Raw genomic sequence first — 25,130 nt, 5'->3', positions numbered from 1 at the left:
TTGACCCGCGAACCGGCGGGCGGGAAATATCGTCCGCGTTTACGCACAGTGATCACTTGTATTCGCTTGCCGCAGCAAATTCTGGGGGATGAATCAATGCCGGGCAGCGCATTGTCGCCGCGTGCCGATCGCCGTTCCGCCGGACCGGGCCGTGGCCCCGGCCGCCGACCCGCCGAGCCGGCGCTGACCGTGACCTTGGCCATTCCGCTGACCGGCGACACCGTCTCGCCACAGGCGCACAAACTGCTCAGCGCCGTCCGTGAACTGGTGGAGCTGAGCAAGGGCACCGTCACCGTGGAACAGGCCGCCGCCGAGCCGGTCGAGCCGCCACTCGTCTCCGGGCCCGAGGTGCGGCTGCTGACCGGCTCCCGGCAGGCGCTGCTCGACGGCGCCGCGCTGCCGCTCACCCGGCTCGAGTTCGATCTCCTGCTGTACCTCGCCGAGCGGCCCCGGCGGGTGTTCTCCCGCGCGCAGCTGCTCGCCGCCGTCTGGGGCTACGAGCGGGCCGGTGAGCGGACCGTGGACGTGCACGTGCGGCGGCTGCGGCTGAAGCTGGGGGCGAACGTCCCGGCGATCACGACGGTCTACGGTGTCGGGTACCGGCTGGCCGACGACGCGCACATCGCGGTCCTGCCCCACGACTGAGCCCGCCGCGCCGTGTGACGTGCGCGACGTCCGGCGTGCCGCTGCGCGGTGTGACGTCCGGCGAGCCGCTGGGCGGTGTGACGTCGGGCGTGCCGCTGCGCCGTGTGACGTCGGACGTGCCGCTGCGGCCCGGACTGCGGCCTGGTCCCGTCGAGGCCGATCATGGACGCATGCGCGTCGTTCCGGTCTCGTTCGAGAGCCTTGTGGAAGATCTGGCGGATCGGCTCGCCAGTCGGGAATCCGACACTAGGATTCGGGTGGCCGTGGACGGCCCCGACGCCGCTGATCCGGCGCGTCTCGCCGACGCGCTGGCTGATCCGCTGCGGGTCCGCGGGCGGCCCGTGGTCCGCGTCGCCACCAGCGATTTCCTGCGGCCCGCGTCGTTGCGGCTGGAGTTCGGGCGGACCAATCCGGACTCGTTCTACAACGGCTGGTTCGACGAGGCCGGCCTGACCCGGGAGCTGCTGGTCCCGGCCGCGCCGGAGGGGTCCGGGCGGGTGCTCACCCGGCTCTGGGACGCGGGCCGGGACAGGTCCGCGCGGCAGCCCTACGAGGAGCTGCCCGCCTGCGCGATCGTGCTGGTCAGCGGCCCGCTGCTGCTCGGATCGGGGCTGCCGTTCGACGTCACCGTCCACCTTGAGTTGTCCGCCGCGGCCCTGGAGCGCCGCACCGCCGAGGATCAGCGCTGGACCCTGCCCGCCTTCCGCCGGTACGCCGACGAGGTCGCCCCGGAGACGTTCGCCGACGTCGTCGTGCGTGTGGACGACCCGCGCCGCCCCGCCATCGTCCTGGAGAGATGAATCAGGGTGAGGCTCGGCACAAGACCCGCTTGCCGAGTCCGTGGCGGATTCAACCACTGACAGTTATGCTCCGGTTACTTTTTCGCGGGGGTCCCGTTTGGGATCTCCGGCGGTGGGTATCGTCCGGCTCCACCGAGCCGGACCCGGGTCGAGGACGACGCGGGGCCGATACCACCGGCTGGGGCTGAGGGAAGGCAGGGGGACTGCATGCTCGTCAACGGAGCGATTGTTGCGGGTAAGGGCGCGGGCGCGGTCAAGGCGCGTTCGTCCGAGGAGATCGAGCAGATCCGGGTGATCCTGCGCAGCCGGTTCGACGAACTCAATGCCGAGTACGAGGAAGCCGCAGCGCAGAACCATCGACTCAGGCTCGTCGAGATCGGCGACGCGGCCGGCGACGACCAGGCCGACAGTGGATCCAAGACGGCGGAGCGCGACGCGGCCACGTCGCTGCTGCGGACCCTGCTGGAGCGGCGCACCCAGGCGGAGCACGCCATGGCGCGCCTGGAGGACGGCACCTACGGCAACTGTGAGGGCTGCTCGCACCCGATCCCGGTGGAGCGGCTGGAGGTCTTCCCGTCCGCCACCACGTGTGTGAACTGCAAGGCGGTGCGCGAACGCCGCGCGAGCTGATTCCGGTCCCGGAGCCGGCACGAACTCGGCCGGCTCCGGGAAATGGGATTCCCGCCATTTCTCAAGAATGGGACCGCTGCTTCATCGGCGGCACCCGGCTGAATTTCCGGCCGCTTCGCGCGGCCAGGCGGGCGAGCACGGCAGCGTCGACCACCGCCGCGCCGCCGGGGTCATTGTTGAAAAAGACGAAGACCTCCGGGGGTACGGTCATCCGCTCCAGCCACGATTGCAACGCCTGCCGTCCATATCGGGGCCAGGGCCGTCCGCCTCCCTCGTGGAATCGCAGATAACCCCAGTCCGCCGTCTGCCACAGTGGCGTGACCGGGCGACCGCGCCGATCCGCCCAGCAGAGCGCCGCGCCGTGCCGGCGCAGCAGATCCTCGCAGTCGCGGGTGAACCAGGTCTCGTGCCGCGGCTCCACCGCGACCCGCACGTCGGGCGGGAACCGGCTCAGCGTCTCGTCCAGGGCCTCCAGGTTCGCCTGCAGCGTCGGCGGCAGCTGCAGCAGCACCGGGCCGAGCTTGTCGCCGAGCGCGCTCGCCCGGTCCAGGAACCGGGCCACCGGTTCGGCCGGCTCCTTCAGGCGTTTGATGTGGGTCAGGTACCGGCTCATCTTCACCGCGAACCGGAAGCCGTCCGGGGTGGTGTCCCGCCACTTCGCGAACGTGTCCCGCTCCGGCAGCCGGTAGAACGCGTTGTTGACCTCCACCACGTCGAACCGGCCGGCGTAGTGCTCCAGCCAGAGCCGCTGCGGCAGGCCGCCCGGGTAGAGGTAGCCGGTGTCGTCCGCACCCCTGGCGGGCCGCCAGTCCTGGTACTGCCACCCCGAGGTCCCGATCCAGAGCATGACGCCCGGATACCCGCTGCTCCGGCAGATTAGACCTGATCATCTCGGGTACACCAGTTGTCCTGGTATTTCGGTTATGAGGGGGCAGTCATGGGGCTCAGCGATCAGGAAATCATCAGCTCGGATCCGGCCGGCCACGACGGTGAGGGACCGGCCGACGGCGGCGCCAACCCGACCGGCCGCGACGGTGGCGCGGACGGCGGCGCCGGGGGCGAGGGACCGGCCGACGGCGGGGCGAACCCGTCCGGCCGCGACGGTGGCGCGGACGGCGGCGCGGGCGGCGAGGGACCGGCCGACGGGGGAGCGAACCCGTCCGGCCAGGACGGCGGCGCCGACGGAACCGCCGGATGACCGCACTCTCCCGGGTCGTCGCCCTCGACGAGGGCAAGTTCGCCGACACCGTGTGGGGCCGTGAACCCCTGCTGTCCCGGGCCGCCGACCTCGGCGGCCCGGACGGTTTCACCGACCTGCTCTCCCCGGCCGCCGTCGACGAGCTGCTCAGCCGGCGCGGCCTGCGCACCCCGTTCCTGCGGGTGGCGCGCGACGGCGAGGTGCTGCCACCGGCCCGTTTCACCGGCGGTGGCGGCGCCGGCGCGGAGGTCACCGACCAGGTCCTCGACGACCGGGCCATGCACCTGTACGCCACCGGCGCCACCCTGGTCCTGCAGGGCCTGCACCGGCTCTGGCCGCCACTGATCGCCTTCGCCGGCGAGCTGGGCGCGGCGTTGAACCGGCCGGTGCAGCTCAACGCGTACCTGACCCCGCCGGGCAGTCAGGGCTTCGCCACCCACTACGACACCCACGACGTCTTCGTGCTGCAGGCCGACGGCGCCAAGCGGTGGTGCGTGCACCCGCCGGTGCTGCCCGACCCGCTGGAACGCCAGCCGTGGGGTGGCCGGGCCGACGAGGTGGCCGCCACCGCCGCGGGCGAACCGGCCCTCGACGTCGTCCTGGAACCCGGTGACGCCCTCTACCTCCCGCGCGGCTGGCTGCACTCCGCGCGGTCGCTGGGCGGCCGCTCGCTGCACATCACCGCCGGGGTACGGGGTCTGACCCGTTACGCCCTGGTCGAGGAGCTGCTGGCCCTCGCGTCCGCCGACCCGGCCCTGCGCGCCACCCTGCCGTACGGCCTGGAGATGTCCGACCCGGACGCGATAGCGCCGGAGCTGACCGCCACCGTGGCCGCCCTGCGGGACTGGCTCGCCACGGCCGACCCGGCCGCCGTCGCCGACCGGCTGCGCGCCCGCTCCTGGTCGTCCGCCCGGCCCGCCCCGATCAGCCCGCTGGCCCAGCTGGACGCGGCGGCCGCGCTCACCCCGGCCGGTGCCATCGCCGTCCGGCCCGGGCTGCGCTGGACCCTGACCGCGGACGGGGAGCTGCGCTCACCGGTCCGGACCGTGACCTTCCCGGCCTCGTGCGTGCCGGCCGTCCGGCTGGCCCTGGACGGCGCCCCGCACCGGGTCGGCGACCTGCCGCTGGACGACGACACGGACCGCCTCGTCCTGGCCCGCCGCCTGCTGACCGAGGCCCTGGCCGTGACAGTGCAGCCGTGACAGTGCAGCCGTGACAGTGCAGCCGTGACAGTGCAGCCGTGACAGTGGAGCCCCGCGGCCTCACGCCGACGACTGGCTGAACTGCACCGCCGTGAACAGCAACCCCGCCGTCACCAGCCCGGTGGTCAGCACGGTGGCGACCGCCGCCGTGTCCAGCCCCACCCCGCGCCGGTCGGCGACCAGTTTCGCGGCGACCACCGCGAGCACCGGGCAGACCAGCAGCACCAGCAGCGCCACCACCGGCGCGGCCTGCTGCCAGTCCCCGCCGGCCGCCGCGCCGGTCTGCCGCAGCAGGGTGTTCCCGATCACCCCGAGCACACCGCCGGAGAACCCGAGGAGCCCGAAGAACACCTGGGTGCCCGCGGTCAGCGGCCGGGCCGGGGCGGTGTACTTCACCCGGGTCTCCACCTCGTCCAGGTAGTCCTGGGCGTCCCGCTCGGAGCGCTGCCGGGGGATGCTGGCCGGCGGCAGGGTCCGGCCCCAGCGCTCGGCGGCCGGGCCGACCCGGTGCACGAACTCCGACCAGAGCCCGGCCGCGCGGGCGTCCACCGCCTCCAGGTCCCGCTGCGCGTCACGGACGGCGGCACGCGCCTCGCGTACCTCGTCCTCGGCGGCCCGGACCGCCTCGGACGCCGAAGCGGCCCGCTCGGCGTGCCACCGCTCGGCCTCCTCGCGCAGCGCGGAAGCGCGCTGGTCCAGCGTGGTGAGACGGCGCAGGACGGTACGGTAGTCGGCCCGCTCGAAGTCGGACGGCTGCAGTTCGCTCATGAGGTTCCGTAAGGGATGATCACCTCGGCGCCGCGGTGCACCGAGCGGTCGAAGTGCAGGGCCCGCCACGGACGGGGGTACCAGTGCGGCGCCCCGGCACCCGGGTAGTACGGCGCGAGCTCGCTGCCGTGCACGTCCAGCGCCACCCAGGCGCCGATCGGGTCGGTCCGGGAGGCCTGCCCGCCCAAGCTGTCCCGCAGCAGACCCGCCCCGCGCCACCAGCCCAGCACGTGCAGGCGCCGTTCCGGGCCCTGCCGCAGCACCGTCCGCAACTGGTCGGCGGCGGCCCGGCCGCCGGGCAGCGCGTCCGCCGCGTAGATCAGGATGAAGTGCGGGCGGTCCGCCGGCCACGCCGCGGTCGCCTCGGCGGCGGCGTCCTCCAGCAGCCAGTCCACGTTCTCGGTGTCGTACCACCCGCACTCCGGCAGCCGGGCGTGCAGCGCCTCGGCGGCGGCCCGGGCGTCCTGGTCCAGGCAGACCACCGAGAACCGGGCGCCCTCCGGGGGGAACTGCGCCGCCAGCGAGCGCCCGGCCGTGGCGAGCACCGCGCACGCCTCGTCCACCCGGGTGCCGAGCACGGCCAGGTTGCGGCCCGGCGCGCGGCGCAGCACGGTACGCGCCGAGCGTGCCGTCACGTCGATGGTCTCGCCGAGCAGGGCGATCGGCGCCGCCGGCGACGCGGACGGCCGCAGCCCGCGGAAGTCCGGGCTCTCCGCGAGCCGCGGCACCACGTCACCGTCGAAGAGCCGGGGCGGGCCCATCTCGGCCGGCCGCCGGCGCCACAGCCGGTGCTGCAGCGCGCTCCACTGGTCCCGGTCGCCGGCCGCGGGCACCCGCACCACCCGGTTCGCCTCGGCGGCGCCGGAGTCCGCGTTCACCACCGCGTGGTAGCGGGCCAGCGAGTCGGCGGCGTTGTTCTGCTCGGCCAGCACCCGGCGGGCCTTGGGCAGGGCGATCCGCAGCGAGAACTGGGCGACAAGCGCGGGACGGCCCCAGAGCGCCTCGATCCCGGAGATGTCCTGGCTGGCCAGGACCAGGTGGATGCCCTGCGAACGGCCGCGCCGGGCCAGGTCCTCGAGCAGGTCGACGGCCTCCGCGGCGACCGCGTCCCGGCCGGCGAGCAGCACCTGGAACTCGTCGACCACCGCGACGATGCGCGGCCACGAGCCCTCCGGATCCTCGGCGCGCAGCTCGGCCAGGTTCGTCACCTCGTGCTGTTTCGCCGCGTCGGCCCGGCGGCGCAGCTCAGCGCTGAGGAACCGGAGCAGCGCCAGCCCGAACTCCCGGTCGGTGTTGACGTTCACCCCGACCAGCCGGACGTGCGGCAGCCAGCTCGGGTCCCGCCGGCCCGGCGCGAACCGGGCGAACGACACGCCCTCCTTGAAGTCGAGCAGATAGAACGCCAGCTCCTCCGGGGAGTACCGGGCGGCGAGCGCGCCCAGCCAGGCGTAGATGAAGTTGGTCTTGCCGGTGCCGGACGGCCCGGCGATCAGCGCGTGCGGCGGGTAGTCGCTCAGCGTCACCAGCACCGGGGACCCCTGCGGGCTGTCGCCGAGCGGCGCGGTCAGCGCGGCCGCCGAGCTCTGCTGCCACTCGTCGCCGGGATCCGGCAGCAGGCTCTCCAGCGCGACCGGCGCGGGACCGGCGGCGACCGTCTCGGCGATCTGCCGGCAGGTCGCGGTGACCAGCTCCGGCCAGGGGCCGCGGTCGAGGCGGACCGGCAGGTCACCGGCCCCGGAGACGCGCGTGTCGTCACCGGTGGCCGCGTGCACGAACTCGATGCCCGGTCCCGGCTCGACGGCGAGCCCGCGGATCACCAGGTGCACCCCGCAGGCGGCGCCGGAGCGCAGCAACCGGTCCAGCTGCGAGCGCTCGTGCCGGGACAGCTCCGGCGCGCCGAGCAGCACGGCGACCCGCCACGGCTCGGGCCGGCGTTTGGTCGCGGCGTGCAGCTCGCGCAACGACGTGTACTCACCGGCGAGGACCTTCTCGTTGATCCGGCGGACGTGCCCGACCAGGTCCTCCAGCAGACCGGGCAGCTCGCTCGGCCCGGCGAACGTCAGCACGCCCGCACCGGCCAGGGGAGCGAAGCCGGCCAGTCCGCCGCCGAGGTGCTCGGGGTCGTACCCGATGATCTGCACCCGGCCCGGTTCGCTGGTCCCCAGCGCGCGCAGCAGCAAGCTCGCGACCAGCTCGTCGGCGAGCCGGTCGTCGCCACCGATCACGATGTGCCCGTGATCGAGCAGCGGCACCAGCGCCGGCACCTCCGGCGGGTCCGCGTCGTCCGCCGGGCCCTCGGTCACCGGCTCCCGCGGGGTGCCCGGCGCGGTCGCCCATGGACCGGTCTCGGCCCGCCGGGTGCGCTCCGGGTGCGGTATCGGCGCCTCCGGCAGCAGCAGCCGGCCCACCCGCAGCTCGGCGGCCCTGGCCAGCGGCGTGGGCTCCCAGCTGTGCCAGGGCTCGCCGGCCGCTCCGGGCGCGGCCCGGTCCGCCGACGCGGCGGCCGCCCCGGCGAGCGCCGCCAGCTCGGTGTCGTGCCACTCGTCGATCTCGGAGATCCGCTCGTCCCGCGCCGCCGCGAGCTTGCGCCGCCGGGCCGTCACGGCGGCGGTGACCCGCCGCCGGCGCTCGTCCGCCGCGGCAGCGGCCTGCTGGGCGAGCTCCAGCGCGGTCTGGGCGGCCCCGAGGGCGTGCGAGAGGCCGGCCCGGATCTCCATGACCCGCTGTTTGGTGGATTCAGCCATTTCCTGCCCATGGGGGAAGCGGGGCTGTGGTCATCGGCGGTCCTCGTCCGCCTCGGGTTGCCGGCGCACCGGCTCCGGCGCGTCCGGGTTCAGCGACGCGGCGTCCCGGCCGAGGCGCGCGAGCAGCACCCCGGTCAGCACGCTCGCCGTCACCGCGTTGTCCGCGGGGTGAGTGCTGGTGTCCTGCGCCTCGCCGGCCTGCGGCGGCGGCTCCTTGACCGGCGCCCGGCAGATCCGGCTGATCAGCGTCTCCAGCACCGCCGGGGAGGTGCCCGGCAGCAGCGCCTTCACCCGGGACTCGGCCGCGCTGCGCAGCCGGGGCACATCCTCCGGGCGGGGATCGTGGCCGAGCAGATCGCCGGCGAGGCGGTGCAGCACCGGCGCGGTCACCGCGGACAGGCCCAGCCCGGTCGAGGCGGTCACCGCGTGCAGCTCCCGGCCGAGACGGGCGCGGTCGCCGGCACGCACCCCGGCGGCCACCCGGCGCAACAGCTCGGGGGTGCCGGTCTTCTCCGGCGGCTGCTGTTTCTCCGGGGCCGGCTCACCGGTCAGCTGGGCGACGCGCTGCTGCCACCAGGGACCGAGCGCCTCCGGTTTCTCCGCGGGGCCGGGCGCCTCCGCCCGCGGGGTCTCGTCCTCCCGCAGGGCGGCCCGCCACTCCTGACCGGGCGCGGCCCCGGGCGTCCCGGCCAGCCCGATCGCCGCCAGGTAGGCCTCGATCGCGTCCTGCGCGGCCCGCACGGCCGCTGCCGCGCGCTCCGCGTGCTCGGTGGCATTTCCCAGCATGGGTACGCCCAAGTCGTCGACGGACTGCTCGCGAACCCAATTCAAGATCTCGGTGGCGTTGCGCAGCCGCTCCATCGCGGCCGTGACGAGGCCGGTGGGTAGCTCGTCCGACGTGGCGCGAAGCTGGGCGCCGAGCTCCTGCAGCAGCGACATCGCGTCAGAGCTGCGCCGTGTAGGTCTGTGCCTGCTCGACTGCCACGAACGTCGCGCCCAGACACTCCTCCAACTGCTGATCCGCTTGTGAGAGCGAGGCGTGCGCCGCGCCGACCAGGTCGCTGGCGCTGCCGTCGAGGGCCGCCGCGAGGCTCTGCTGCGCCTCACCGATCCGCTGCCGCGCCGCCTCGATCGCCGCCTGCCCCTCGGAAACCTGCTGAAGTGCGGCGTCCACGGCAGCTCTGACTTCGGCGACACTGGCCACCCGTGCAGCCTCCTGTACGAAACTCTTGCTTGCCCTGAAGCCTACCGCCCGGTTGTCGCCCGGCCGTCCTCGGATGCCCCAATTTGGCAGAGCCCGGGGTATCCGAGGTTCGGTGTGGACGCAGCGCCGAACAAGCGATCCGCCCAGGTGATCGCCATGTCCATTGTGGATCATGGCCGGTTCGGTGGCGTCGCCGGGGGCCGCTAGATCCACTCGCCAGTGGCACACGCTGGGCGAGTCGGGGGTGGCTTCCCACATTTCCCACACTCCAGTGCTAAAACCCCGCGCCGCTCGGCTGGGCTTCGTCGCTGTGCCGTGCTGTGCCGTCTCGCTCCGCCGCTGTTCCGCTCCGGCCCGCCATTCGTGGCTGCGCCGGCCCGGACAGCGGCCCACGGTGACCCCATGACAACCCGGCCCGAGGCCCACGGTGACCCCATCCCGACCCGGCCCCAGGCCCACGGTGCGTCCTGATCCGGGCTGGACGAGGGCCCACGGTGTGCCCTGATCCGGGCTGGACGAGGGCCCACGGTGCGTCCTGATCCGCCGGACGAGGGCTCACGGTGATCGCGGGTTTGGGCCACAACGCCCGTTCGCATGATCGAAGCCGCCGGGCCGACACTGAGAGCCAGCTGGTCCAGCTGGCTCTCAGAGCTGTCCGAGCGCGCTCCCGGCAGCACTGTTAGCCAGCTCGTCTCGCTCGGCTGGTCACCAGTGCTGCCTGCCGTCCGGATTGTCCGCACTGGGCGCCAGCCGGGACCGGCGTTTCCAAGATCTGTGAGCCTGGGGACCGCGAGACGCCGCTAACGGTCGCGCGACGGCCTGGCGGTTGCGCGACGGCCTTGCGGCCGCGAGGTGCGACGCACGGCATGCATCCGGATCAGGCGCGTGAGCTGGGCAGCGTGCAGCGTTCCAAGATCGCCGGTGCCGGTGCCGGTGCCGGTGCCGGCGTGGGCAGGGGCAGGGGCAGGGCACACGCAACGGCTGTGTGTGTCCTTAGCACCGCTAGAGCGAGGACGCCGGCACACGGAGAGCCATTGTGTGACTTCATCCGGGCCGGCGCGGGTTTCGGTGTGACTTCGTCCGGGCCGGCGCGGGTTTCGGTGTGACTTCATCCCGGCTGGCGTGGGCTTTGGTGTGACTTCGTCTTTGCCGGGGCGGGCTCCGGTGTGCCCTCGTCCCCTGCGGGCCGGACTCTCGTGCTGCGCGGCGGGTGACGCCTGCGTGCGCCGGGAGGGCGGGGCGCGGGCCGGTCAGCGGGGGACTGCGGACGGACCGCGCACCTCGGCACCGACGGCTGTCACCCGCTGGCGCAGGCCGCGGTCGGCGGTGACCACGACGACTCTCCTGCCGGGCGCCGCGGCGGCCAGCTCGACGATCGTGTCGTCGCCGGAGCCGGGGGCGCGGACGACCCGGACGGCGCCGGAACCCGCCGGGATGTCCCGCGCGCGGCCCTCGACGACGAGCGCCACCTCCACCGGGCCCGGCAGGCCGGCCAGGCCGGTCGCCGGCACGGTGGCCAGGCTGTCGCGGAGCCGGATCGCCGCGCCCGCCCGGTCGCGCCACCAGCCGTCCGGGACGGAGCCCACCACGTTCGCCCCGTCGACGACGACCAGCGGGACTCCGATCTCGTGGGATATGGGCTCGCGCTCGCCCGGCTCCTGGAACGCTGGTGTCAGAGACCCTGCCGAGGAGGGTGCGGGCTCCGGTGAACTCATGAAGTTGAGCGTACTCCAGTCAACTTTTTCGCCGAATCGGGAATCAGGAGGGCGGCGGAAGCGCTGTGATCCCCGGCAACGTCCGTTTGTTGCCTGGATGGGCCGGGTAGGCCGACATCCGCCTGAGTGAGGTACCAGAGAGAAGAGACCCTGATGAGCATCGGACCGTTCGGACCAGCTGGGTCCGGTAGTTGGGACGACCTGTTCGCACGCTTCTTCGGCGCCACCGGAGGCGCCGCCGGCCCGCAGCGGCCGTCGCAGCGTTTCGACATCGCGCGATACATGAGCAACGACGCCCGGCAGGTTCTCGCGGACGCCGCCCGGCGGGCCGCCGAGCTTTCCGGCGGGGGCAACGCGCTGGCCGACCTGGACACCGATCACCTGCTCTGGGCCGTGCTCCAGCAGGAGCCGATGAAGCAGACCGTGCGCCGCGCCGGCACCGACCCGGTCGCGCTCCTCGCCGAACTCGACGCGCAGGCCGACAACGAGGTCGCGCGCACCGCCGCCGCGAACCGTCTCGCCGACATGGGCGCGGCCGCCCGTGAACTCCCCGAGCAGGTCGCGCTGACCCCGGCCGCCAAGCGCGCGCTGCTGGACAGCCTGCAGATCTCCCGGGCCGTCGGCGCCTCCTACATCGGGCCGGAGCACATCCTGATGGCGCTCGGCCTGAACACCGACTCCGCGGCGGGACGGCTGCTCGCCGGCCGGCTCGACCCGCGCAACATGCCGCACCCGGAGGCCGCCTCGGGCACCGGCGGCGGCTCTCACCAGCCGCACCCGAGCAACCCGAACACCCCGACGCTGGAGCAGTTCGGCGTGGACCTCACCGAGTCCGCCCGCCGTGGCGAGATCGACCCGGTGGTCGGGCGCGCCGACGAGATCGAGCAGGCCGTGGAGATCCTCTCCCGCCGTACCAAGAACAACCCGGTCCTGATCGGTGAGGCCGGCGTCGGCAAGACCGCGATCGTCGAGGGCCTGGCCCAGCGGATCGTGGACGGCGACGTCCCGCTCACCCTGCAGGACAAGCGGGTCATCCAGCTCGACCTGGCCGGCCTGGTCGCGGGTACGCGTTACCGGGGCGACTTCGAGGAGCGCCTGCGCAAGGTGATCGAGGAGATCCAGTCGTCCGGTGACGGTCTGATCGTCTTCCTCGACGAGATCCACACCCTGGTCGGCGCCGGTGGTGGCGGCGGGGAGGGTGGCGGCATGGACGCGAGCAACATGCTCAAGCCGGCGCTCGCCCGCGGCAAGCTGCGCGTGATCGGCGCGACCACCCTCGACGAGTACCGCAAGAACATCGAGAAGGACGCCGCCCTGGCGCGCCGGTTCCAGCCGGTCCTGGTCGGCGAGCCGTCGGTCGAGGACACCGTGGCGATCCTGCGCGGGCTGCGGGACAACTACGAGGCCCACCACCAGGTACGGATCACCGACGAGGCGCTCGACGCGGCGGCGGTGCTGTCCGACCGCTACATCACCGACCGGTTCCTGCCGGACAAGGCGATCGACCTGATCGACCAGGCCGGCGCGCGGGTCCGCCTGCGCGTGAAGACGCCGGACGCCGGCCTGCGCGAGCGGGAGCGCCGCCTCGAGGAGCTGTCCCGGGACCGGGACCAGGCGGTCGCTGCCGAGAAGTACGAGAAGGCGTCCGAACTGCGCGACGAGATCAACCAGCTCAAGGAGCAGATCGCCAGCGCCGGCGTCGGCGCGGACGGCATCCCGCAGGTGACCCAGGACGACATCGCCGAGGTGGTGTCGCGCTCCACCGGCGTGCCCGTCGCGCAGCTGACCGAGGCCGAGCGGGACCGCCTGCTCCGGCTGGAGCAGCACCTGCACGAGCACGTCATCGGCCAGGAGGACGCGGTCGAGGCGGTCGCCGAGGCGGTCCGCCGCTCGCGGGCCGGATTGGGTGACGAGGATCGGCCGGTCGGCAGCTTCCTCTTCCTCGGCCCGACCGGTGTCGGCAAGACCGAGCTGGCACGGTCGCTCGCCGAGGCGCTGTTCGGCGAGCCGGACCGGATGATCCGGCTGGACATGAGCGAGTTCCAGGAGCGGCACACCGTGTCGCGGCTGGTCGGCGCCCCTCCCGGCTACGTCGGCTACGACGAGGCGGGACAGCTGACCGAGGCGGTGCGGCGGCGTCCGTACAGCGTGGTGCTGCTCGACGAGATCGAGAAGGCCCACCCGGACGTCTTCAACATCCTGCTCCAGGTGCTCGACGACGGCCGTCTCACCGACAGCCAGGGCCGGACGGTCAGCTTCAAGAACACCGTCCTGATCATGACGTCGAACCTGGGTTCGGATCTGATCACCGGCTCGACCCGCAGTGTCGGCTTCGGCGCGGCGGCGGGTGGCCGGTCGGCCGACGACGAGCTGCGTGACCGCCTCGACCGCCGGCTCAAGGAGTCGCTGCGGCCGGAGTTCATCAACCGGATCGACGAGATCATCATCTTCCGCCAGCTGGAGACGGATCAGCTCCACAAGATCACGTCGATGCTGCTGGAGGAGACGCGGCGCCGCCTGCACGCGCAGGACGTCGAGATGGAGATCACCGACGCGGCCGTGGACTGGCTCGCCGACCGTGGTTTCCAGCCGGAGTTCGGCGCGCGGCCGCTGCGCCGGACCATCCAGCGGGAGCTCGACAACCGTCTGTCGAAGATGCTCCTCGCCGCCGACCTGGCGCCGGGCCGCAAGGTCCACGTCGACGTCGCCGACGACAAGCTGACCTTCGAGGTGCAGTCCTCGGTGGCGGCTCGCTGATCCTGAGCAGCACAACGGGCGCCGGAGCGGAAGCTCCGGCGCCCTTTTGGCGATCGTGGAACCCGGCGCGACCTCTGAACGGCGGAACGGCCGAAGGGGCCGTGCGGGGACGCCGGGGCCGGCGGCGGGATGCGCCGGCGGAGGGTGCGTCAGTCAGGGGAAGGGGCGGGACGGGGCTGGGTGCGGGGGCGGCGGGCCGCGTACCCGATCATGCTGCTGCCAATTGGGGTGGGACCGCTCCGATGCCGTTGAGGTCGGGGTGGTCGGCGACCCACTTGACGTAGTTCTCGTTGCGGGCGATGACGTCCTGGTACGCCTCGTTGGCCATCTGCATGAGCTTGGGCGCGCTGCGGGCCGCGGGGGAGTCGGGGTGCCAGCCGACCGCGATGCGCCAGCGCAGGGGCGCGCCCTTGAGCGGGCGTGAGGTGAGGCCGACCGGTGGGCGGAACGTGGGCTGGCAGAGGCCGACCGAGAGGCCCAGTTCGACCATGTCGACGCAGGCGCGGGGGTCGGTCTCCAGGACCTTCCTGGGCGCGAAGCCGGCCCGGGCGCAGGCCGCGGCGAAGCAGTCGGCGAAGCAGCCGTCGCCGGCGCCGGCCACCCACTGCTCCTCGGAGAGGTCGGCCAGGTCCACCTCGGTCGCGGCCGCCTGGGGGTGGTCCTCGCGCAGCAGGGCGCAGACCGCGTCGACCGCGATGGTGTGCCAGACCAGGCCGTACTCCGCCGACGGCAGGGCGTCGCCGCAGACGCCGACCTGGGCGTAGTCCAGCTTGCCGGCGAGGACCATGGTGGCCAGCTCGTCCACGTAGTACGACGCGTGGGTGGAGATCTGGGCCTCCGGCTGGGTCGCCGAGAGGCGGTGCAGCAGGTGGGCGACGACCGGGCCGCCGATCGCGCCGATACGGTACCGGGTCATCAGCATGTCGTCGCCGCCTGCTGCCAGGCGTGCGGCCTCGTCCTGCAGGCCTTTCATCGCGGGCAGCAGCACCCGGGCGCGGGAGAGCACCAACTCGCCCAGCGCGGTCGGGCGCGCGCCGCGACGGTCCCGGTCGAAGAGCGGCCCGCCGAGGGTCCGCTCGATGCGCTGCAGTTGCGCGGTGAGCGCCGGCTGGGCGAGGCCCAGTTGCGACGCGGCCTTGGTGACGCTGCCGGTCTCCGCGATGGCGCAGACCACCTTCAGATGCCGCAGCTCCAGGTTCATAGCGTGACGTTAGGACCAAGACACGATTTAACGCTAGCCCTGTGAGCGGGGGAAAGATCGGCAACACGTGACAAACATATTAACGAACATGACAAACTGTACGTATCGGCCGCTCGTTACAGATCGCGCGTATATGTCGTACGCGCCGTGACGACATCGCGGACTTTGTCGACCACGCCGACGAGCGGGTCGACGACCTTGTTCCACGGTGGCGTCGACGGGGTGGCCGGGTGCGGACGGGTCGGCGCGGCCTCCGCGGCGGTCTCCATCCGGTTGCCGAGCCGGATCAGATCCTCCGGCGGCACCATCTGCTCCAGCATCGGCAGCAGCTCCTCGGCGTCGGCCGCGACGTGCCGGCGGATCGCCTCGGCGGCGGAGTCCAGGTCCTCCTCGCCGAGCAGGCGCAGGAGGGCCTGATCCTCGGCGAGCTCGCGGTCGGCCAGTTCCTCGCCGCCGGGTACCGCCGCGCGGATGGCGGGGTAGAGGTACTGCTCCTCGGCGCAGAGGTGGCGCGAGGTGGCGGCGACGATCACCGACTTGACCTTGTCGTCGGACCTGTCGAGTTCGAGGAGGGCGAGCAGCTCCCGGTGCTGCCTGTTGACGAGATCGACGATGCTGCGCCCGGGAGTCTCACCGCCGGTCGGCGGCAGCGGGGGAAGATTCACTTCAGACACGGCCGCCAAGTTCCCCGTCGGGCTGGTTGTTACACCTTGCTGGTATGAAGGGCGGATGGACACCACCGCCGTGGACGAGGTCGTCGGCCTCTGCCGTGACCTGCTGCGTATCGACACCACCAACACCGGGGACCCGCGGACGACCGTCGGCGAACGCGTCGCCGCCGAGTACGTCGCCGAGCGCCTGGACGAGGTCGGCGTCGAGATCCGGCTGCTGGAGTCCGCGCCGAACCGGGCCAACCTGATCGCCCGGATCCCCGGCGCCGACAGCTCCCGCGGCGCGCTGCTCGTGCACGGCCACCTCGACGTGGTGCCGGCCGACGCCAGCGAGTGGTCGGTCCCGCCGTTCGCCGGCGAGGAGAAGGACGGGTACCTCTGGGGCCGCGGCGCGGTCGACATGAAGGACTTCGACGCGATGGCGCTCGCGGTGGTCCGCGAGTGGAAGCGGACCGGGTACGTCCCGCCCCGCGACATCGTGCTCTGCTACACGGCCGACGAAGAGGCCGGCATGGAGTACGGCTCGCAGTGGCTGGTGCGTAACCACGCCGACGCGTTCGAGGGCGTGACCGAGGCGATCGGCGAGGTCGGCGGGTACTCGTACACCGTCAACGACGACCTGCGCCTCTACCTCGTGCAGACCGCCGAGAAAGGCCTTGACTGGCTGCGCCTGCACGCGCACGGTCGGCCCGGCCACGGCTCGTTCATCCACGACGACAACGCGGTCACCGCGCTCGCCGAGGCGGTCGCCGCGGTCGGCAGGCACCGGTTCCCGACGGTCGTCACGCCGACCGTGCGGCAGTTCCTGGAGCAGGTCAGCGAGGCGCTGCACATCGACCTGGACCCGGACGAGCCGGAGCTGGCCATCGCGAAACTCGGCCCGATCGCCAACCTGATCGGCGCGACCATCCGCAACACCGCGAACCCGACCCGCCTGGAAGCCGGCTACAAGGACAACGTGATCCCCGGCAAGGCGTCCGCCACCATCGACTGCCGGACCCTGCCCGGGCAGGCCGACTCGTTCCTCGCCGAGCTGCGGGAGATCATCGGGCCGGACATCGAGATCGAGCACGTGCACCAGCAGTCGGCCGTCGAGACCAGCTTCGACGGTGACCTGGTCGACGCGATGGGTGCCGCACTGCGCGCCGAGGACCCGGGTGCGCGTACCGTGCCCTACCTGATGTCCGGTGGCACCGACGCCAAGGCCTTCGCCACCCTCGGGATCCGCTGCTTCGGCTTCGCGCCGTTGCGGCTGCCACCCGACCTCAACTTCAGTGCACTGTTCCACGGCATCGACGAGCGGGTTCCCACCGAGGGGCTAAAGTTCGGCGTGCGTGTGCTGGACCGACTGCTTCGAAACAGCTGAATCCGGAAGGAACCAATTTCGATGACCGACCAGAATGCGGAGCTCGACGCCGCCCTCGAAGCTGTGATCGAGGCGGCCCGGGCGCACCTCGCGGCCGTCAAGGCAGCCGCCGGCCGCATTGACGACGACGACGTCTGGCAGGCGTACGTCCACCTGAACAACACCTCGTACGCGTACGACGAGAAGCTGCTCGACGCGTTCGGCGAAGTCACGCCGTGGGACGTCGAGTCGATCGACCCGGACGAGGCGGACCAGCGGTTCGGGATGGCCGGCGCGGGGGCGGACGGCGCGGCCGACGACCCGTACGACCAGGTGATCTCGGTCCGGCAGCGCCGCGACTACCGGGTGCCGAGCGTGGCCGCCCTGCTCAAGGTCGCCGAGACCGCCCGCCGCGGCTCGGTGCCGGAGGACGAGGACGCCGGACCGGTCGAGTCCGTCGGCGAGGCCGTGCTCGAGCTTCTCCAGGCCGGCGACGGCTCACTCGCGTCGCTGGACGTGCCCGAGCTGGAGCCGCTCGACGGCCTGCTCACGGTCACCGAGGTGACCGCGCCGCTGGACCTCGAGGCGTTCGACGACGCGGACGGGGCCGGCCCGTTCGCCCCCGCCGAGGGCGACCAGCTGGTGGGGCGGCTCGACGAGCACCCGTTCCTGCCGGACGACGAGGACGACCACGCGGGTCACCAGCACTGAGCCTATGGCCTCGCTTCGCTCGGCGGGCATTTCGCCCCTGAGAGTCGATGACGAGAGCACCGAAAACGACCACGCTTCGCTAGTCGTTTTCGGCACTCTCGTCATCGACGGGCGAAATGCGACTTGGGCGGCGCAAGAAGCCCGGCCTCAGTAACTGAGGCCGGGCTGCGGTGTCGGTGCGAGCCGCCGGCGGAGCATGACCTTGCGGGTCCCGTCGGCGAAGAGCTGGACGCGGGCCAGCTCCCACCCGGAGAACTCCGCCTGAATGGCGAGCTGCGCCGCCGCGGTCAACCTGTCGACATTTGAGGGCAACCGCAGCGGCGCGTATTCGTAGTCCATGCGGTCTAATATGCGCCGCGATCAGGCCATCCTCAAGCTTCGGGATAGCCTGTTCCCTCACGTTCCGGGTAGCCGACGTCGATCGCTGACACGTCGTCCAGCGCGATCGCTATCTCGGCCGGCAGCACCAGCTGCTCGCTGCGCAGCGCGCCCTGCAGTTGCCCCGCGGTGCGGGCGCCGAGGATCGCCGAGGCCACACCGGGCCGGTCCCGGATCCAGGCCAGCGCCACCTCCAGCGGGGAGACGCCCAGCCCGCCGGCCGCGATCACCACCGCCTCCACGATGCTGGAGCTGCGCGGTTCCAGGTAGGTCTGCACGAACGGCGCCATGTGCTCGGAGGCGGCCCGGGAGTCGAGCGGCCGGCCGTTGCGGTACTTGCCGGTGAGCACGCCCCGGCCCAGCGGCGACCAGGCGAGCACCCCGAACCCGAGCGCCGCGGCGGCCGGCAGCAGCTCACGCTCGATGCCGCGCTCCAGCAGCGAGTACTCCATCTGGGCGGCCACGATCGGGGCGCGTCCCGGGTACGCCGACTGCCACGTCGCCGCCCGCGCGGTCTGCCAGGCCGCGAAGTTGGAGACCCCGACGTAGCGCACCCGGCCGCTGGTTACCGCGTGATCGAGCGCGGCCAGGGTCTCCTCGAACGGGGTCTGGCCGTCGTAGCCGTGCACCTGCCACAGGTCCACGTAGTCGGTGCCGAGCCGGCGCAGCGACGCGTCGAGCGAGCGCAGCAGGTTGCCTCGCGAGCCGTCCCGCGCCCGCCAGCCGCGCGGGGTCAGCCCGGCCTTGGTGGCGATCACCACCTGGTCACGGGGCACGAGGTGGTCGAGCAGTGAGCCGATCACGGACTCGGCGTCGCCGTCGCCGTACACATCGGCGGTGTCGATCAGCGTGCCGCCGGTCTCGAGGAACAGCTTCAGCTGGGCGGCCGCGTCATCGGGGTCGGTGTCACGGCCCCAGGTCATGGTGCCGAGCGCGAGCCGCGAAACCGCTAGCCCGCTTCGGCCGAGCGGTCGCTGATGCATGAGTGAACCTTATTCAGACCTCGCACTTCGCGAAACGGCCGAGCACCCGCGTGGCGCGTCGGTTACCGGACGGAAATATGCTTTGCGGCGAAGACCACCATCTCGGGAGGGCATGTGCGGCTCGGACTCAGCCTCGGCTATCAGACGGCGTGGAGCACACCCGCTGACCATCTCGCGATGGCGCAGGAGGCGGACCGGCTCGGTTACGCCGTGGTGTGGGCCGCCGAGGCGTACGGATCGGACGCCGTCAGCATGCTGGCCTGGATGGCCGGGCAGACGCAGCGGATCGATCTGGGCGCCGCGGTCATGCAGATCCCGGCCCGGACGCCGGCGATGACCGCGATGACCGCCGCCACCCTGGACACGCTCTCCGGCGGCCGGTTCCGGCTCGGCCTCGGCGTGAGCGGCCCGCAGGTCTCCGAGGGGTGGCACGGCGTGCGGTTCGCCAAACCGCTGGCCCGGACCCGGGAGTATGTGGACATCGTCCGGATGGCCCTGGCGCGGGAGCGGGTCGCCTACGACGGCGAGCACTACCGGCTGCCCCTGCCGGACGGCGCGGGCAAGGCGATCAAGCTGGGCTTCCACCCGCACCGCTCGGAGATCCCGCTCTACCTGGCCGCGGTCGGCCCGAAGAACCTGAAGCTCGCCGGCGAGATCGCGGACGGCTGGCTGGCGATCTTCTTCGCCCCGGACATGGCGGGGGAGTACGTCGCGCAGATCGGCCCGAAGCCCGGCTTCGACATCGCACCGACCGTGCCCGTCGTGGTCGGTGACGATCTCGCCGCCTGCGCCGACGTGATCCGCTGGTACGCCGCCCTCTACATCGGTGGCATGGGCAGCCGCGAGCAGAACTTCTACAACCAGCTCGCGGTCCGGATGGGCTACGAGAAGGAGGCGAAGCTCGTCCAGGACCTCTACCTGAGCAAGCAGGTCGCCGAGGCGGCCGCCGCGGTCCCGCAGGAGTTCATCGAGCGCACCTCGCTGATCGGCACCAAGGACCGGATCCGCGACCGGATCCGCGAGTACGCGGCGGCCGGTGTCGGGACGCTCTCGGTCAGCCCGTACGTGGGTGACCTGGAGGACGGCATCGCGACGCTGCGCACGGTCGCCGAGGCGTTCGAGGAGTCCGGCGTCTGATGGCCACCGTTCTGCTGCTCCGGCACGGCCGGACCACCGCCAACGCGGCCGGAGGACTGGCCGGCCGCCAGCCCGTCGAGCTCGACGACACCGGCCGTGACCAGGCGGCCCGGGTCGGCGAGCGGCTGCGGAAACTTCCGCTGGCCGAGGTCGTCACCAGCCCGCTGATCCGGTGCCGGCAGACCTTGGAGATCGCGCTGCCCGACCTGGCGCACCAGCCGGACGAGGGCCTGATCGAGTGCGGCTACGGCGACTGGGAGGGCCGGCCGCTGAAGGAGCTGGCCAAGGATCCCCTCTGGCCGGTCGTCCAGCAGCACCCGAGCGCGGTGGTGTTCCCGAACGGCGAGGCCATGGCCGAGATGTCCGCCAGGGCCGTCAAGACCATCAGGAAATGGGATGACCTGATCACGAAGGAGCACGGGCCGGAAGCGGTCTGGGTGGCGTGCAGCCACGGCGATGTGATCAAGGCCATCGTGGCCGACGCGCTCGGCTTGCACCTGGACCAGTTCCAGCGGATCGTGGCCGATCCGGCGTCGATCACCGCGATCCGCTACACCCCGACCCGCCCGTTCGTGGTGCGGCTCAACGAGACCGGTGACCTGGCCTCCGTCGTACCCCCGAAGCAGGCCGACAGCGACGCGGCCGTCGGCGGCGGCGCGGGAGGCGGAGCCGTTTGACGACGCTGCGTGACCGCCGGATAGTCGCAGCGTGCAGGGCGTTGCGCCCTCGGCGAACCGGCCGCGACGACCCGCGCGGTTACCGTCGCGGATGGCTAGGGTTGTCGGTATGACCCACCAAGTGCATGCCTTCGAGCCGCCGGAGCGGTTCGTCGCCGGGACGGTGGGCGAGCCGGGGGACCGCACGTTCTTCCTCCAGGCCCGCGGTGGCGGCCGGGTGATCAGCGTGGCGCTGGAGAAGGTCCAGGTGTCACTGCTCGCCGAGAAACTCGAGGAGCTGCTCCTCGAGGCCAACAAGCGCTTCGGCGTGAGCCTCCCGGACGGCGTCCTGCCGGCCGTGCACGACAACGAGCCGCTGGACACCCCGGTCGACGAGGAGTTCCGCGTCGGCACGCTGGGGCTGGCGTTCGACGTCGACACCAGCACCGTCGTGATCGAGGCGATCGAGGCCGGTGAGCCGGAGGCCGATCTCTCCGGCGGCCCGCTCGACGACGAGACCGACGAGGACGACGACGACGCCGATGAGGACGACGACGAGCCGGACGACGACCTCGACCGCCTGCGGGTGCGGCTGACCCCGGAGGCGACCCGGGCGTTCATCGACCGCGCGCGCCGGGTGGTCGCGGCCGGACGGCCGCCGTGCCCGCTCTGCGGCCAGCCGCTCGACCCGGCCGGTCATCTCTGTCCCCGGCACAACGGTTACCACCGGTGACGGCGGAGCCCACGGCGGTGCTGGCCGAGGCCGACGCCCTTGAACTGCTCGGCCGGGGCGCCATCGAGATCGAGGGGCGTCTCGTCGACGCCTCCAACACCACGCTGCGTGCCGAGATCAGCCTGGGCGGGCTGACCCGGCGCTGCGTCTACAAGCCGGTCCGCGGTGAGCGCCCGCTCTGGGACTTCCCGGACGGGACGCTCGCCGGCCGGGAGGTCTCGGCGTACCTGGTGTCCCGCGCGACCGGCTGGGACCTGGTTCCGCCGACGATCCTGCGGGACGGCCCGCTCGGCCCGGGCGCGCTGCAGCTCTGGATCGACGAGCCGTCCGAGGCCGAGGGGCTGATCGGTTTCGTCCCGGCCTACGACGTGCCCGAGGGCTGGCTCCCGGTCGCCGCGGCCCGTGACGACGACGGCGACGCCTACGCCCTCGCGCACGCCGACGACCCCCGCCTGGCCCGCCTCGCGATCTTCGACGCGGTGATCAACAACGCTGACCGCAAGGGCGGCCACGTGCTCTACCCGTCCACCGGCGGCGTGCACGGCGTCGACCACGGCGTCAGTTTCCACGTGGAGAACAAGCTGCGCACCGTCCTCTGGGGCTGGACCGGCAAGCCCCTGCCGGGCGAGGCCGTCGAGGTGCTCACCAAGCTCGGCGCCGACCTGGCCGGCCCGCTCGGCGAGGCCCTCGACGAGCACCTGACCATCTCCGAGGTGCAGCATGTCGGCCTGCGGGTGAAAAGGTTGCTGCGCGCGGCACGTTTCCCCCAGCCCCCCACGGACTGGCCGGCCATCCCCTGGCCACCCATGTGAGACCCCATCGGGTACGCCCCGGAGAGAGTCCCCGCCCCACCCGTGCCTGACGTCCGTTCCCCCGGCGCTTCCCGCCGCCGGCCCCGGCGTGCCGCCGAGCCCCGGCGTGTCGACCTCGGGCGCGCTGCGCACCTGAAGTGCACAACGCGGGCCCAACCGCCGTGAGCGTGGTGATCTCGGGCGTGTCCGGCGGGCGGCACCAACGGGGGCGCTCTCCGGCCGTACTCGATCAGTGGTTGACGTTGTTTAGGTCACGCGGTGAGCCATGTCGGTCATGGCCTGGATAGGCTCCGGGGATGGATGCTTGGACCGGCCATGACGTGCCCCGCCTGCCGGACACCCAGGGGCGGCCGCCGCTGCGGCTTTACGACACGGCGCGCGGCTCCGTCGAGCCGAGCACGCCCGCGGGAACCGCCACCATGTATGTCTGCGGGATCACCCCCTACGACGCCACGCATCTCGGGCACGCCGCCACGATGATCGCGTTCGACCTGGTGAACCGGATGTGGCGGGACGCGGGCAACGAGGTCAACTACGTGCAGAACGTGACCGACATCGACGACCCGCTGCTGGAGCGCGCCGCCCGCGACGGCGAGGACTGGATCGTCCTGGCGATGCGGGAGACCGCGCTGTTCCGCGAGGACATGGAGGCGCTGCGGATCATCCCGCCGGCGCACTACGTCGGCGCCGTCGAGTCGATCCCGAGCATCGTCGAGCACGTCGTGGAGCTGATGGGCAAGGGCGCGGCCTACCGTCTCGAGGACGGCACCGGTGACGTGTACTTCGACATCACCTCCGCCCCGAACTGGGGTTACGAGTCGCACCTCTCGCCCGGCGAGATGCGCGTGCTCTCCGCCGAGCGTGGCGGCGACCCGGACCGGGCCGGCAAGCGTGACCCGCTCGACCCGCTGCTGTGGCGCGGCGCCCGCGAGGGCGAGCCGGTCTGGGACGGCGGCGAGCTGGGCCCGGGACGCCCCGGCTGGCACATCGAGTGCGCGACGATCGCGCTGGGCCTGCTCGGCGACACGATCGACGTGCAGGGTGGCGGCAACGACCTGCTCTACCCGCATCACGAGTGTTCGGCAGCGCACGCCGAGGTGCTCACCGGCGCCGCGCCGTTCGCCCGGCACTACGCGCACGCCGGCATGATCGGCCTGCAGGGCGAGAAGATGTCGAAGTCCAAGGGCAACCTGGTCTTCGTGTCCCGGCTGCGCGGTGACGGCGTCGACCCGATGGCGGTGCGGCTCGGGTTGCTCGCCGGGCACTACCGCAGTGACCGGGAGTGGACCGACGAGGTGCTCAAGGAGGGCTTCGAGCGCCTGGCCCGCTGGCGTCGCGCGGCGGCCGCCGCGTCCGGCCCGTCCGGCGCCGGCCTGCTCGGCGCGGTCCGCGAGGCCGTCGCCGACGACCTGGACGCTCCGGCCGCTCTCGCCGTGGTGGACGCGTGGGCCGAGGCCGCCCTGGCCGGCGCGGGTGACGACACCGAGGCGCCGGCCCTGATGGCCCGGACCGTGGATGCTCTGCTCGGTATCCGCCTGTAGGCGCGCGTTTTCGGAAAAGCCCCCGTTCGCGGGGGCTTTTTCTTTTTCCGGCCCCTTCCGGCCACAGAGTGTGCTGTCCCCGCGGCGACCCTAGACGCCTCTGACCTGCTACGTAGCAGGAATCAATAAAAAATGCACCATTGTTCTTTTGTCACGGAAAATTACCTCAATGCGGATCGAGAGGGGCAAGACTGAGTCCGGTCATAACATCTCTGAAGGGAAGAATCATGCGTCGTACGGCTCTGTTCCTCGGGGGTCTCGTCCTGGCCACCGGCGCGAGCCTCGCGGTGTCCGGCCCGGCCCTCGCGACCGACGGCACGGCCCAGCGGGACGCCGGTGCCACCGCCGCGGTCGCCAACCTCGACTGGCCCTACCCTGGCCCCTACGCCTACTACTACCCGGGCTACGGCTACACGGGGTACAGCTCCAGCTACTGGCTCGGACTGGGCTTCGACTTCCGCCTCGGCGTCGGCGGCCACTACTACCCGGGCTACGGCTACGGCTACTGGTACTGGTAGAGATCAAGCTCCGACAGGTACATCACAGGCCCGGAACGCCGCCGCGTTCCGGGCCTGACCCGTTCCCGGCCCGGACCAGCCCGGACTCGTACGCGTAGACGACCGCCTGCACCCGGTCCCGCAAACCCAGTTTCATCAGCACCCGCGCCACGTGGGTCTTCACGGTTGCCTCGCCCACGGTGAGGGCCGCGGCGATCTCCCCGTTCGACATGCCCCGGGCGATCAGCCGCAGCACGTCCGTCTCCCGCGGGGTCAGATCACCCAGCTCCGGCGGCGGCACCGGCCCCGGCCGCCCCGCGAACGCCGCGATGACCCGCGTCGTGACCGCCGGATCGAGCAGCGAGTCGCCGGCCGCCACCACCCGGATCGCGGTGATCAGATGCTCCGGTGAAGACACCTTCAGCAGGAAACCGCTCGCGCCGGCCCGCAGCGCCCGATGCAGGTTCTCGTCGGTGTCGAACGTGGTCAGCACGATGATCCGGGGCGGGTCGGCGCCCGCGAGCAGGGTCCCGGTGGCGGTGAGGCCGTCCTGGCGGGGCATCGCGATGTCCATCAGGACCACGTCGGGACGCATCCGCCGGGTGAGGGCCACCGCCTCGGCGCCGTCGCCGGCCTCGCCGATGACCGTCATGTCGGGCTCGGTCTCGATCACCATGCGCAGGCCGGCACGCACCATCCGCTGATCGTCGGCGATCACCACCGTGATGCTCATCGGGCGGGCCCGCCGCCGTGATTTGCCGGGGTGTGCCCGCGGTGCCGGCTCGCCGGGGCGTCCGCGGGT

General features: G+C 72.5%; 25 protein-coding genes. 14 read left to right on the top strand and 11 right to left on the bottom strand.

Going from position 1 to position 25,130, the window contains the following annotated elements:
- Nucleotides 1-189 precede the first annotated feature (189 nt).
- The 3 genes from AMIS_RS26615 to AMIS_RS26605 all read left to right on the top strand — a co-directional run bounded on the left by AMIS_RS26615 (nt 190) and on the right by AMIS_RS26605 (nt 2,075).
- Nucleotides 190-645: a winged helix-turn-helix domain-containing protein gene (locus AMIS_RS26615; RefSeq protein ID WP_014445521.1), complete on the top strand. Its 456-nt coding sequence runs from the start codon at nt 190-192 to the stop codon at nt 643-645.
- Nucleotides 646-815: 170 nt separating this feature from the next.
- On the top strand, nt 816-1,445 hold the full coding sequence (locus AMIS_RS26610) for a nucleoside/nucleotide kinase family protein (protein ID WP_041831303.1): 630 nt from the start codon (nt 816-818) through the stop codon (nt 1,443-1,445).
- A 207-nt stretch (nt 1,446-1,652) separates the two neighbouring features.
- A complete protein-coding gene (locus AMIS_RS26605) occupies nt 1,653-2,075 on the top strand; it encodes a TraR/DksA family transcriptional regulator (RefSeq protein ID WP_014445519.1) in 423 nt (140 codons plus the stop codon).
- A 61-nt stretch (nt 2,076-2,136) separates the two neighbouring features.
- Here AMIS_RS26605 and AMIS_RS26600 read toward each other — a convergent pair whose 3' ends face one another.
- Nucleotides 2,137-2,922: a DUF72 domain-containing protein gene (locus AMIS_RS26600; protein WP_014445518.1), complete on the bottom strand. Its 786-nt coding sequence runs from the start codon at nt 2,920-2,922 to the stop codon at nt 2,137-2,139.
- A 90-nt stretch (nt 2,923-3,012) separates the two neighbouring features.
- Here AMIS_RS26600 and AMIS_RS26595 point away from each other — a divergent pair, with 90 nt between their 5' ends.
- Together AMIS_RS26595 and AMIS_RS26590 are read left to right on the top strand one after the other, a co-directional pair.
- Complete coding sequence (locus tag AMIS_RS26595; RefSeq protein ID WP_014445517.1) at nt 3,013-3,273, top strand: hypothetical protein; 261 nt, start codon at nt 3,013-3,015, stop codon at nt 3,271-3,273.
- Nucleotides 3,270-4,475: a cupin domain-containing protein gene (locus tag AMIS_RS26590; protein WP_014445516.1), complete on the top strand. Its 1,206-nt coding sequence runs from the start codon at nt 3,270-3,272 to the stop codon at nt 4,473-4,475. The genes AMIS_RS26595 and AMIS_RS26590 overlap by 4 nt, the downstream gene beginning before the upstream one ends.
- Before the next feature lie 60 nt (nt 4,476-4,535).
- Here AMIS_RS26590 and AMIS_RS26585 read toward each other — a convergent pair whose 3' ends face one another.
- The 5 genes from AMIS_RS26585 to AMIS_RS26565 form a co-directional block, all read right to left on the bottom strand.
- Nucleotides 4,536-5,243: a hypothetical protein gene (locus AMIS_RS26585; RefSeq protein ID WP_014445515.1), complete on the bottom strand. Its 708-nt coding sequence runs from the start codon at nt 5,241-5,243 to the stop codon at nt 4,536-4,538.
- On the bottom strand, nt 5,240-7,987 hold the full coding sequence (locus AMIS_RS26580; RefSeq protein ID WP_014445514.1) for an FtsK/SpoIIIE domain-containing protein: 2,748 nt from the start codon (nt 7,985-7,987) through the stop codon (nt 5,240-5,242). Before AMIS_RS26580 ends, AMIS_RS26585 begins: the two co-directional genes overlap by 4 nt.
- A gap of 30 nt (nt 7,988-8,017) precedes the next feature.
- Nucleotides 8,018-8,926 (bottom strand): hypothetical protein, encoded by a 909-nt coding sequence (locus AMIS_RS26575; protein WP_014445513.1) that lies wholly within the window; start codon nt 8,924-8,926, stop codon nt 8,018-8,020.
- Between the two features lie 4 nt (nt 8,927-8,930).
- The gene (locus AMIS_RS26570; protein WP_014445512.1) at nt 8,931-9,191 is read right to left on the bottom strand and encodes a hypothetical protein; all 261 of its coding nucleotides are present in this window, start codon (nt 9,189-9,191) and stop codon (nt 8,931-8,933) included.
- Between the two features lie 1,250 nt (nt 9,192-10,441).
- Nucleotides 10,442-10,906, bottom strand: coding sequence for a PIN domain-containing protein (locus AMIS_RS26565; RefSeq protein WP_014445511.1), 465 nt, complete (start codon nt 10,904-10,906; stop codon nt 10,442-10,444).
- A 159-nt stretch (nt 10,907-11,065) separates the two neighbouring features.
- On the opposite strand from AMIS_RS26565, the gene AMIS_RS26560 reads away from it, so the two are divergent.
- Nucleotides 11,066-13,663 carry an ATP-dependent Clp protease ATP-binding subunit gene (locus AMIS_RS26560; protein WP_172666696.1) on the top strand — a complete coding sequence of 866 codons (2,598 nt, stop codon included), beginning with the start codon at nt 11,066-11,068 and terminating at the stop codon, nt 13,661-13,663.
- Between the two features lie 208 nt (nt 13,664-13,871).
- Here AMIS_RS26560 and AMIS_RS26555 read toward each other — a convergent pair whose 3' ends face one another.
- Both AMIS_RS26555 and AMIS_RS26550 read right to left on the bottom strand, forming a co-directional pair.
- A complete protein-coding gene (locus AMIS_RS26555) occupies nt 13,872-14,864 on the bottom strand; it encodes a LysR family transcriptional regulator (protein ID WP_014445509.1) in 993 nt (330 codons plus the stop codon).
- Between the two features lie 116 nt (nt 14,865-14,980).
- Complete coding sequence (locus AMIS_RS26550) at nt 14,981-15,529, bottom strand: hemerythrin domain-containing protein (protein ID WP_014445508.1); 549 nt, start codon at nt 15,527-15,529, stop codon at nt 14,981-14,983.
- Nucleotides 15,530-15,593: 64 nt separating this feature from the next.
- Between AMIS_RS26550 and AMIS_RS26545 the strand changes: the two genes are divergently transcribed.
- The gene (locus AMIS_RS26545) at nt 15,594-16,901 is read left to right on the top strand and encodes a M20/M25/M40 family metallo-hydrolase (protein ID WP_014445507.1); all 1,308 of its coding nucleotides are present in this window, start codon (nt 15,594-15,596) and stop codon (nt 16,899-16,901) included.
- 21 nt (nt 16,902-16,922) lie between these two features.
- Nucleotides 16,923-17,591 (top strand): hypothetical protein, encoded by a 669-nt coding sequence (locus tag AMIS_RS26540; protein ID WP_014445506.1) that lies wholly within the window; start codon nt 16,923-16,925, stop codon nt 17,589-17,591.
- 147 nt (nt 17,592-17,738) lie between these two features.
- On the opposite strand, the gene AMIS_RS26535 is transcribed toward AMIS_RS26540, so the two are convergent.
- Together AMIS_RS26535 and AMIS_RS26530 are read right to left on the bottom strand one after the other, a co-directional pair.
- Complete coding sequence (locus AMIS_RS26535; RefSeq protein WP_014445505.1) at nt 17,739-17,930, bottom strand: DUF5703 family protein; 192 nt, start codon at nt 17,928-17,930, stop codon at nt 17,739-17,741.
- A gap of 32 nt (nt 17,931-17,962) precedes the next feature.
- Entirely contained in the window at nt 17,963-18,952 is a 990-nt protein-coding gene (locus AMIS_RS26530) for an aldo/keto reductase (RefSeq protein WP_041830081.1), read from the bottom strand.
- A gap of 114 nt (nt 18,953-19,066) precedes the next feature.
- On the opposite strand from AMIS_RS26530, the gene AMIS_RS26525 reads away from it, so the two are divergent.
- The 6 genes from AMIS_RS26525 (at nt 19,067) to AMIS_RS26500 (ending at nt 24,349) form a co-directional block, all read left to right on the top strand.
- A complete protein-coding gene (locus AMIS_RS26525; RefSeq protein ID WP_014445503.1) occupies nt 19,067-20,089 on the top strand; it encodes an LLM class F420-dependent oxidoreductase in 1,023 nt (340 codons plus the stop codon).
- The gene (locus tag AMIS_RS26520) at nt 20,089-20,766 is read left to right on the top strand and encodes a histidine phosphatase family protein (RefSeq protein ID WP_014445502.1); all 678 of its coding nucleotides are present in this window, start codon (nt 20,089-20,091) and stop codon (nt 20,764-20,766) included. The genes AMIS_RS26525 and AMIS_RS26520 overlap by 1 nt, the downstream gene beginning before the upstream one ends.
- A gap of 109 nt (nt 20,767-20,875) precedes the next feature.
- Complete coding sequence (locus tag AMIS_RS26515; RefSeq protein ID WP_014445501.1) at nt 20,876-21,478, top strand: DUF3090 domain-containing protein; 603 nt, start codon at nt 20,876-20,878, stop codon at nt 21,476-21,478.
- Nucleotides 21,475-22,290 carry an SCO1664 family protein gene (locus AMIS_RS26510; RefSeq protein ID WP_014445500.1) on the top strand — a complete coding sequence of 272 codons (816 nt, stop codon included), beginning with the start codon at nt 21,475-21,477 and terminating at the stop codon, nt 22,288-22,290. The genes AMIS_RS26515 and AMIS_RS26510 overlap by 4 nt, the downstream gene beginning before the upstream one ends.
- Before the next feature lie 296 nt (nt 22,291-22,586).
- Nucleotides 22,587-23,831, top strand: a complete 1,245-nt coding sequence (gene mshC, locus AMIS_RS26505) for a cysteine--1-D-myo-inosityl 2-amino-2-deoxy-alpha-D-glucopyranoside ligase (protein ID WP_014445499.1) — start codon at nt 22,587-22,589, stop codon at nt 23,829-23,831.
- A gap of 227 nt (nt 23,832-24,058) precedes the next feature.
- A complete protein-coding gene (locus tag AMIS_RS26500; protein ID WP_014445498.1) occupies nt 24,059-24,349 on the top strand; it encodes a hypothetical protein in 291 nt (96 codons plus the stop codon).
- 22 nt (nt 24,350-24,371) lie between these two features.
- Here AMIS_RS26500 and AMIS_RS26495 read toward each other — a convergent pair whose 3' ends face one another.
- The gene (locus AMIS_RS26495) at nt 24,372-25,061 is read right to left on the bottom strand and encodes a response regulator (protein ID WP_014445497.1); all 690 of its coding nucleotides are present in this window, start codon (nt 25,059-25,061) and stop codon (nt 24,372-24,374) included.
- Nucleotides 25,062-25,130: the final 69 nt, after the last annotated feature.

Source organism: Actinoplanes missouriensis 431, assembly GCF_000284295.1.
Lineage (GTDB): Bacteria > Actinomycetota > Actinomycetes > Mycobacteriales > Micromonosporaceae > Actinoplanes > Actinoplanes missouriensis.
The sequence above is the reverse complement of the archived record's forward strand: the minus strand, read 5'-3'. Positions and strand labels throughout refer to the sequence as shown.

Bases quoted from the DNA above. Each gene is read 5' to 3' on its own strand.
- AMIS_RS26515 (WP_014445501.1), top strand. From the start codon at position 20,876: ATGACCCACCAAGTGCATGCCTTCGAGCCGCCGGAGCGGTTCGTCGCC.
- AMIS_RS26495 (WP_014445497.1), bottom strand. From the start codon at position 25,061: ATGAGCATCACGGTGGTGATCGCCGACGATCAGCGGATGGTGCGTGCC.
- AMIS_RS26500 (WP_014445498.1), top strand. From the start codon at position 24,059: ATGCGTCGTACGGCTCTGTTCCTCGGGGGTCTCGTCCTGGCCACCGGC.
- AMIS_RS26530 (WP_041830081.1), bottom strand. From the start codon at position 18,952: ATGCATCAGCGACCGCTCGGCCGAAGCGGGCTAGCGGTTTCGCGGCTC.
- AMIS_RS26610 (WP_041831303.1), top strand. From the start codon at position 816: ATGCGCGTCGTTCCGGTCTCGTTCGAGAGCCTTGTGGAAGATCTGGCG.
- AMIS_RS26565 (WP_014445511.1), bottom strand. From the start codon at position 10,906: ATGAGTTCACCGGAGCCCGCACCCTCCTCGGCAGGGTCTCTGACACCA.
- AMIS_RS26590 (WP_014445516.1), top strand. From the start codon at position 3,270: ATGACCGCACTCTCCCGGGTCGTCGCCCTCGACGAGGGCAAGTTCGCC.
- mshC (WP_014445499.1), top strand. From the start codon at position 22,587: ATGGATGCTTGGACCGGCCATGACGTGCCCCGCCTGCCGGACACCCAG.
- AMIS_RS26520 (WP_014445502.1), top strand. From the start codon at position 20,089: ATGGCCACCGTTCTGCTGCTCCGGCACGGCCGGACCACCGCCAACGCG.
- AMIS_RS26585 (WP_014445515.1), bottom strand. From the start codon at position 5,243: ATGAGCGAACTGCAGCCGTCCGACTTCGAGCGGGCCGACTACCGTACC.
- AMIS_RS26580 (WP_014445514.1), bottom strand. From the start codon at position 7,987: ATGGCTGAATCCACCAAACAGCGGGTCATGGAGATCCGGGCCGGCCTC.
- AMIS_RS26605 (WP_014445519.1), top strand. From the start codon at position 1,653: ATGCTCGTCAACGGAGCGATTGTTGCGGGTAAGGGCGCGGGCGCGGTC.
- AMIS_RS26600 (WP_014445518.1), bottom strand. From the start codon at position 2,922: ATGCTCTGGATCGGGACCTCGGGGTGGCAGTACCAGGACTGGCGGCCC.
- AMIS_RS26545 (WP_014445507.1), top strand. From the start codon at position 15,594: ATGGACACCACCGCCGTGGACGAGGTCGTCGGCCTCTGCCGTGACCTG.
- AMIS_RS26555 (WP_014445509.1), bottom strand. From the start codon at position 14,864: ATGAACCTGGAGCTGCGGCATCTGAAGGTGGTCTGCGCCATCGCGGAG.
- AMIS_RS26575 (WP_014445513.1), bottom strand. From the start codon at position 8,926: ATGTCGCTGCTGCAGGAGCTCGGCGCCCAGCTTCGCGCCACGTCGGAC.
- AMIS_RS26595 (WP_014445517.1), top strand. From the start codon at position 3,013: ATGGGGCTCAGCGATCAGGAAATCATCAGCTCGGATCCGGCCGGCCAC.
- AMIS_RS26535 (WP_014445505.1), bottom strand. From the start codon at position 17,930: ATGGACTACGAATACGCGCCGCTGCGGTTGCCCTCAAATGTCGACAGG.
- AMIS_RS26540 (WP_014445506.1), top strand. From the start codon at position 16,923: ATGACCGACCAGAATGCGGAGCTCGACGCCGCCCTCGAAGCTGTGATC.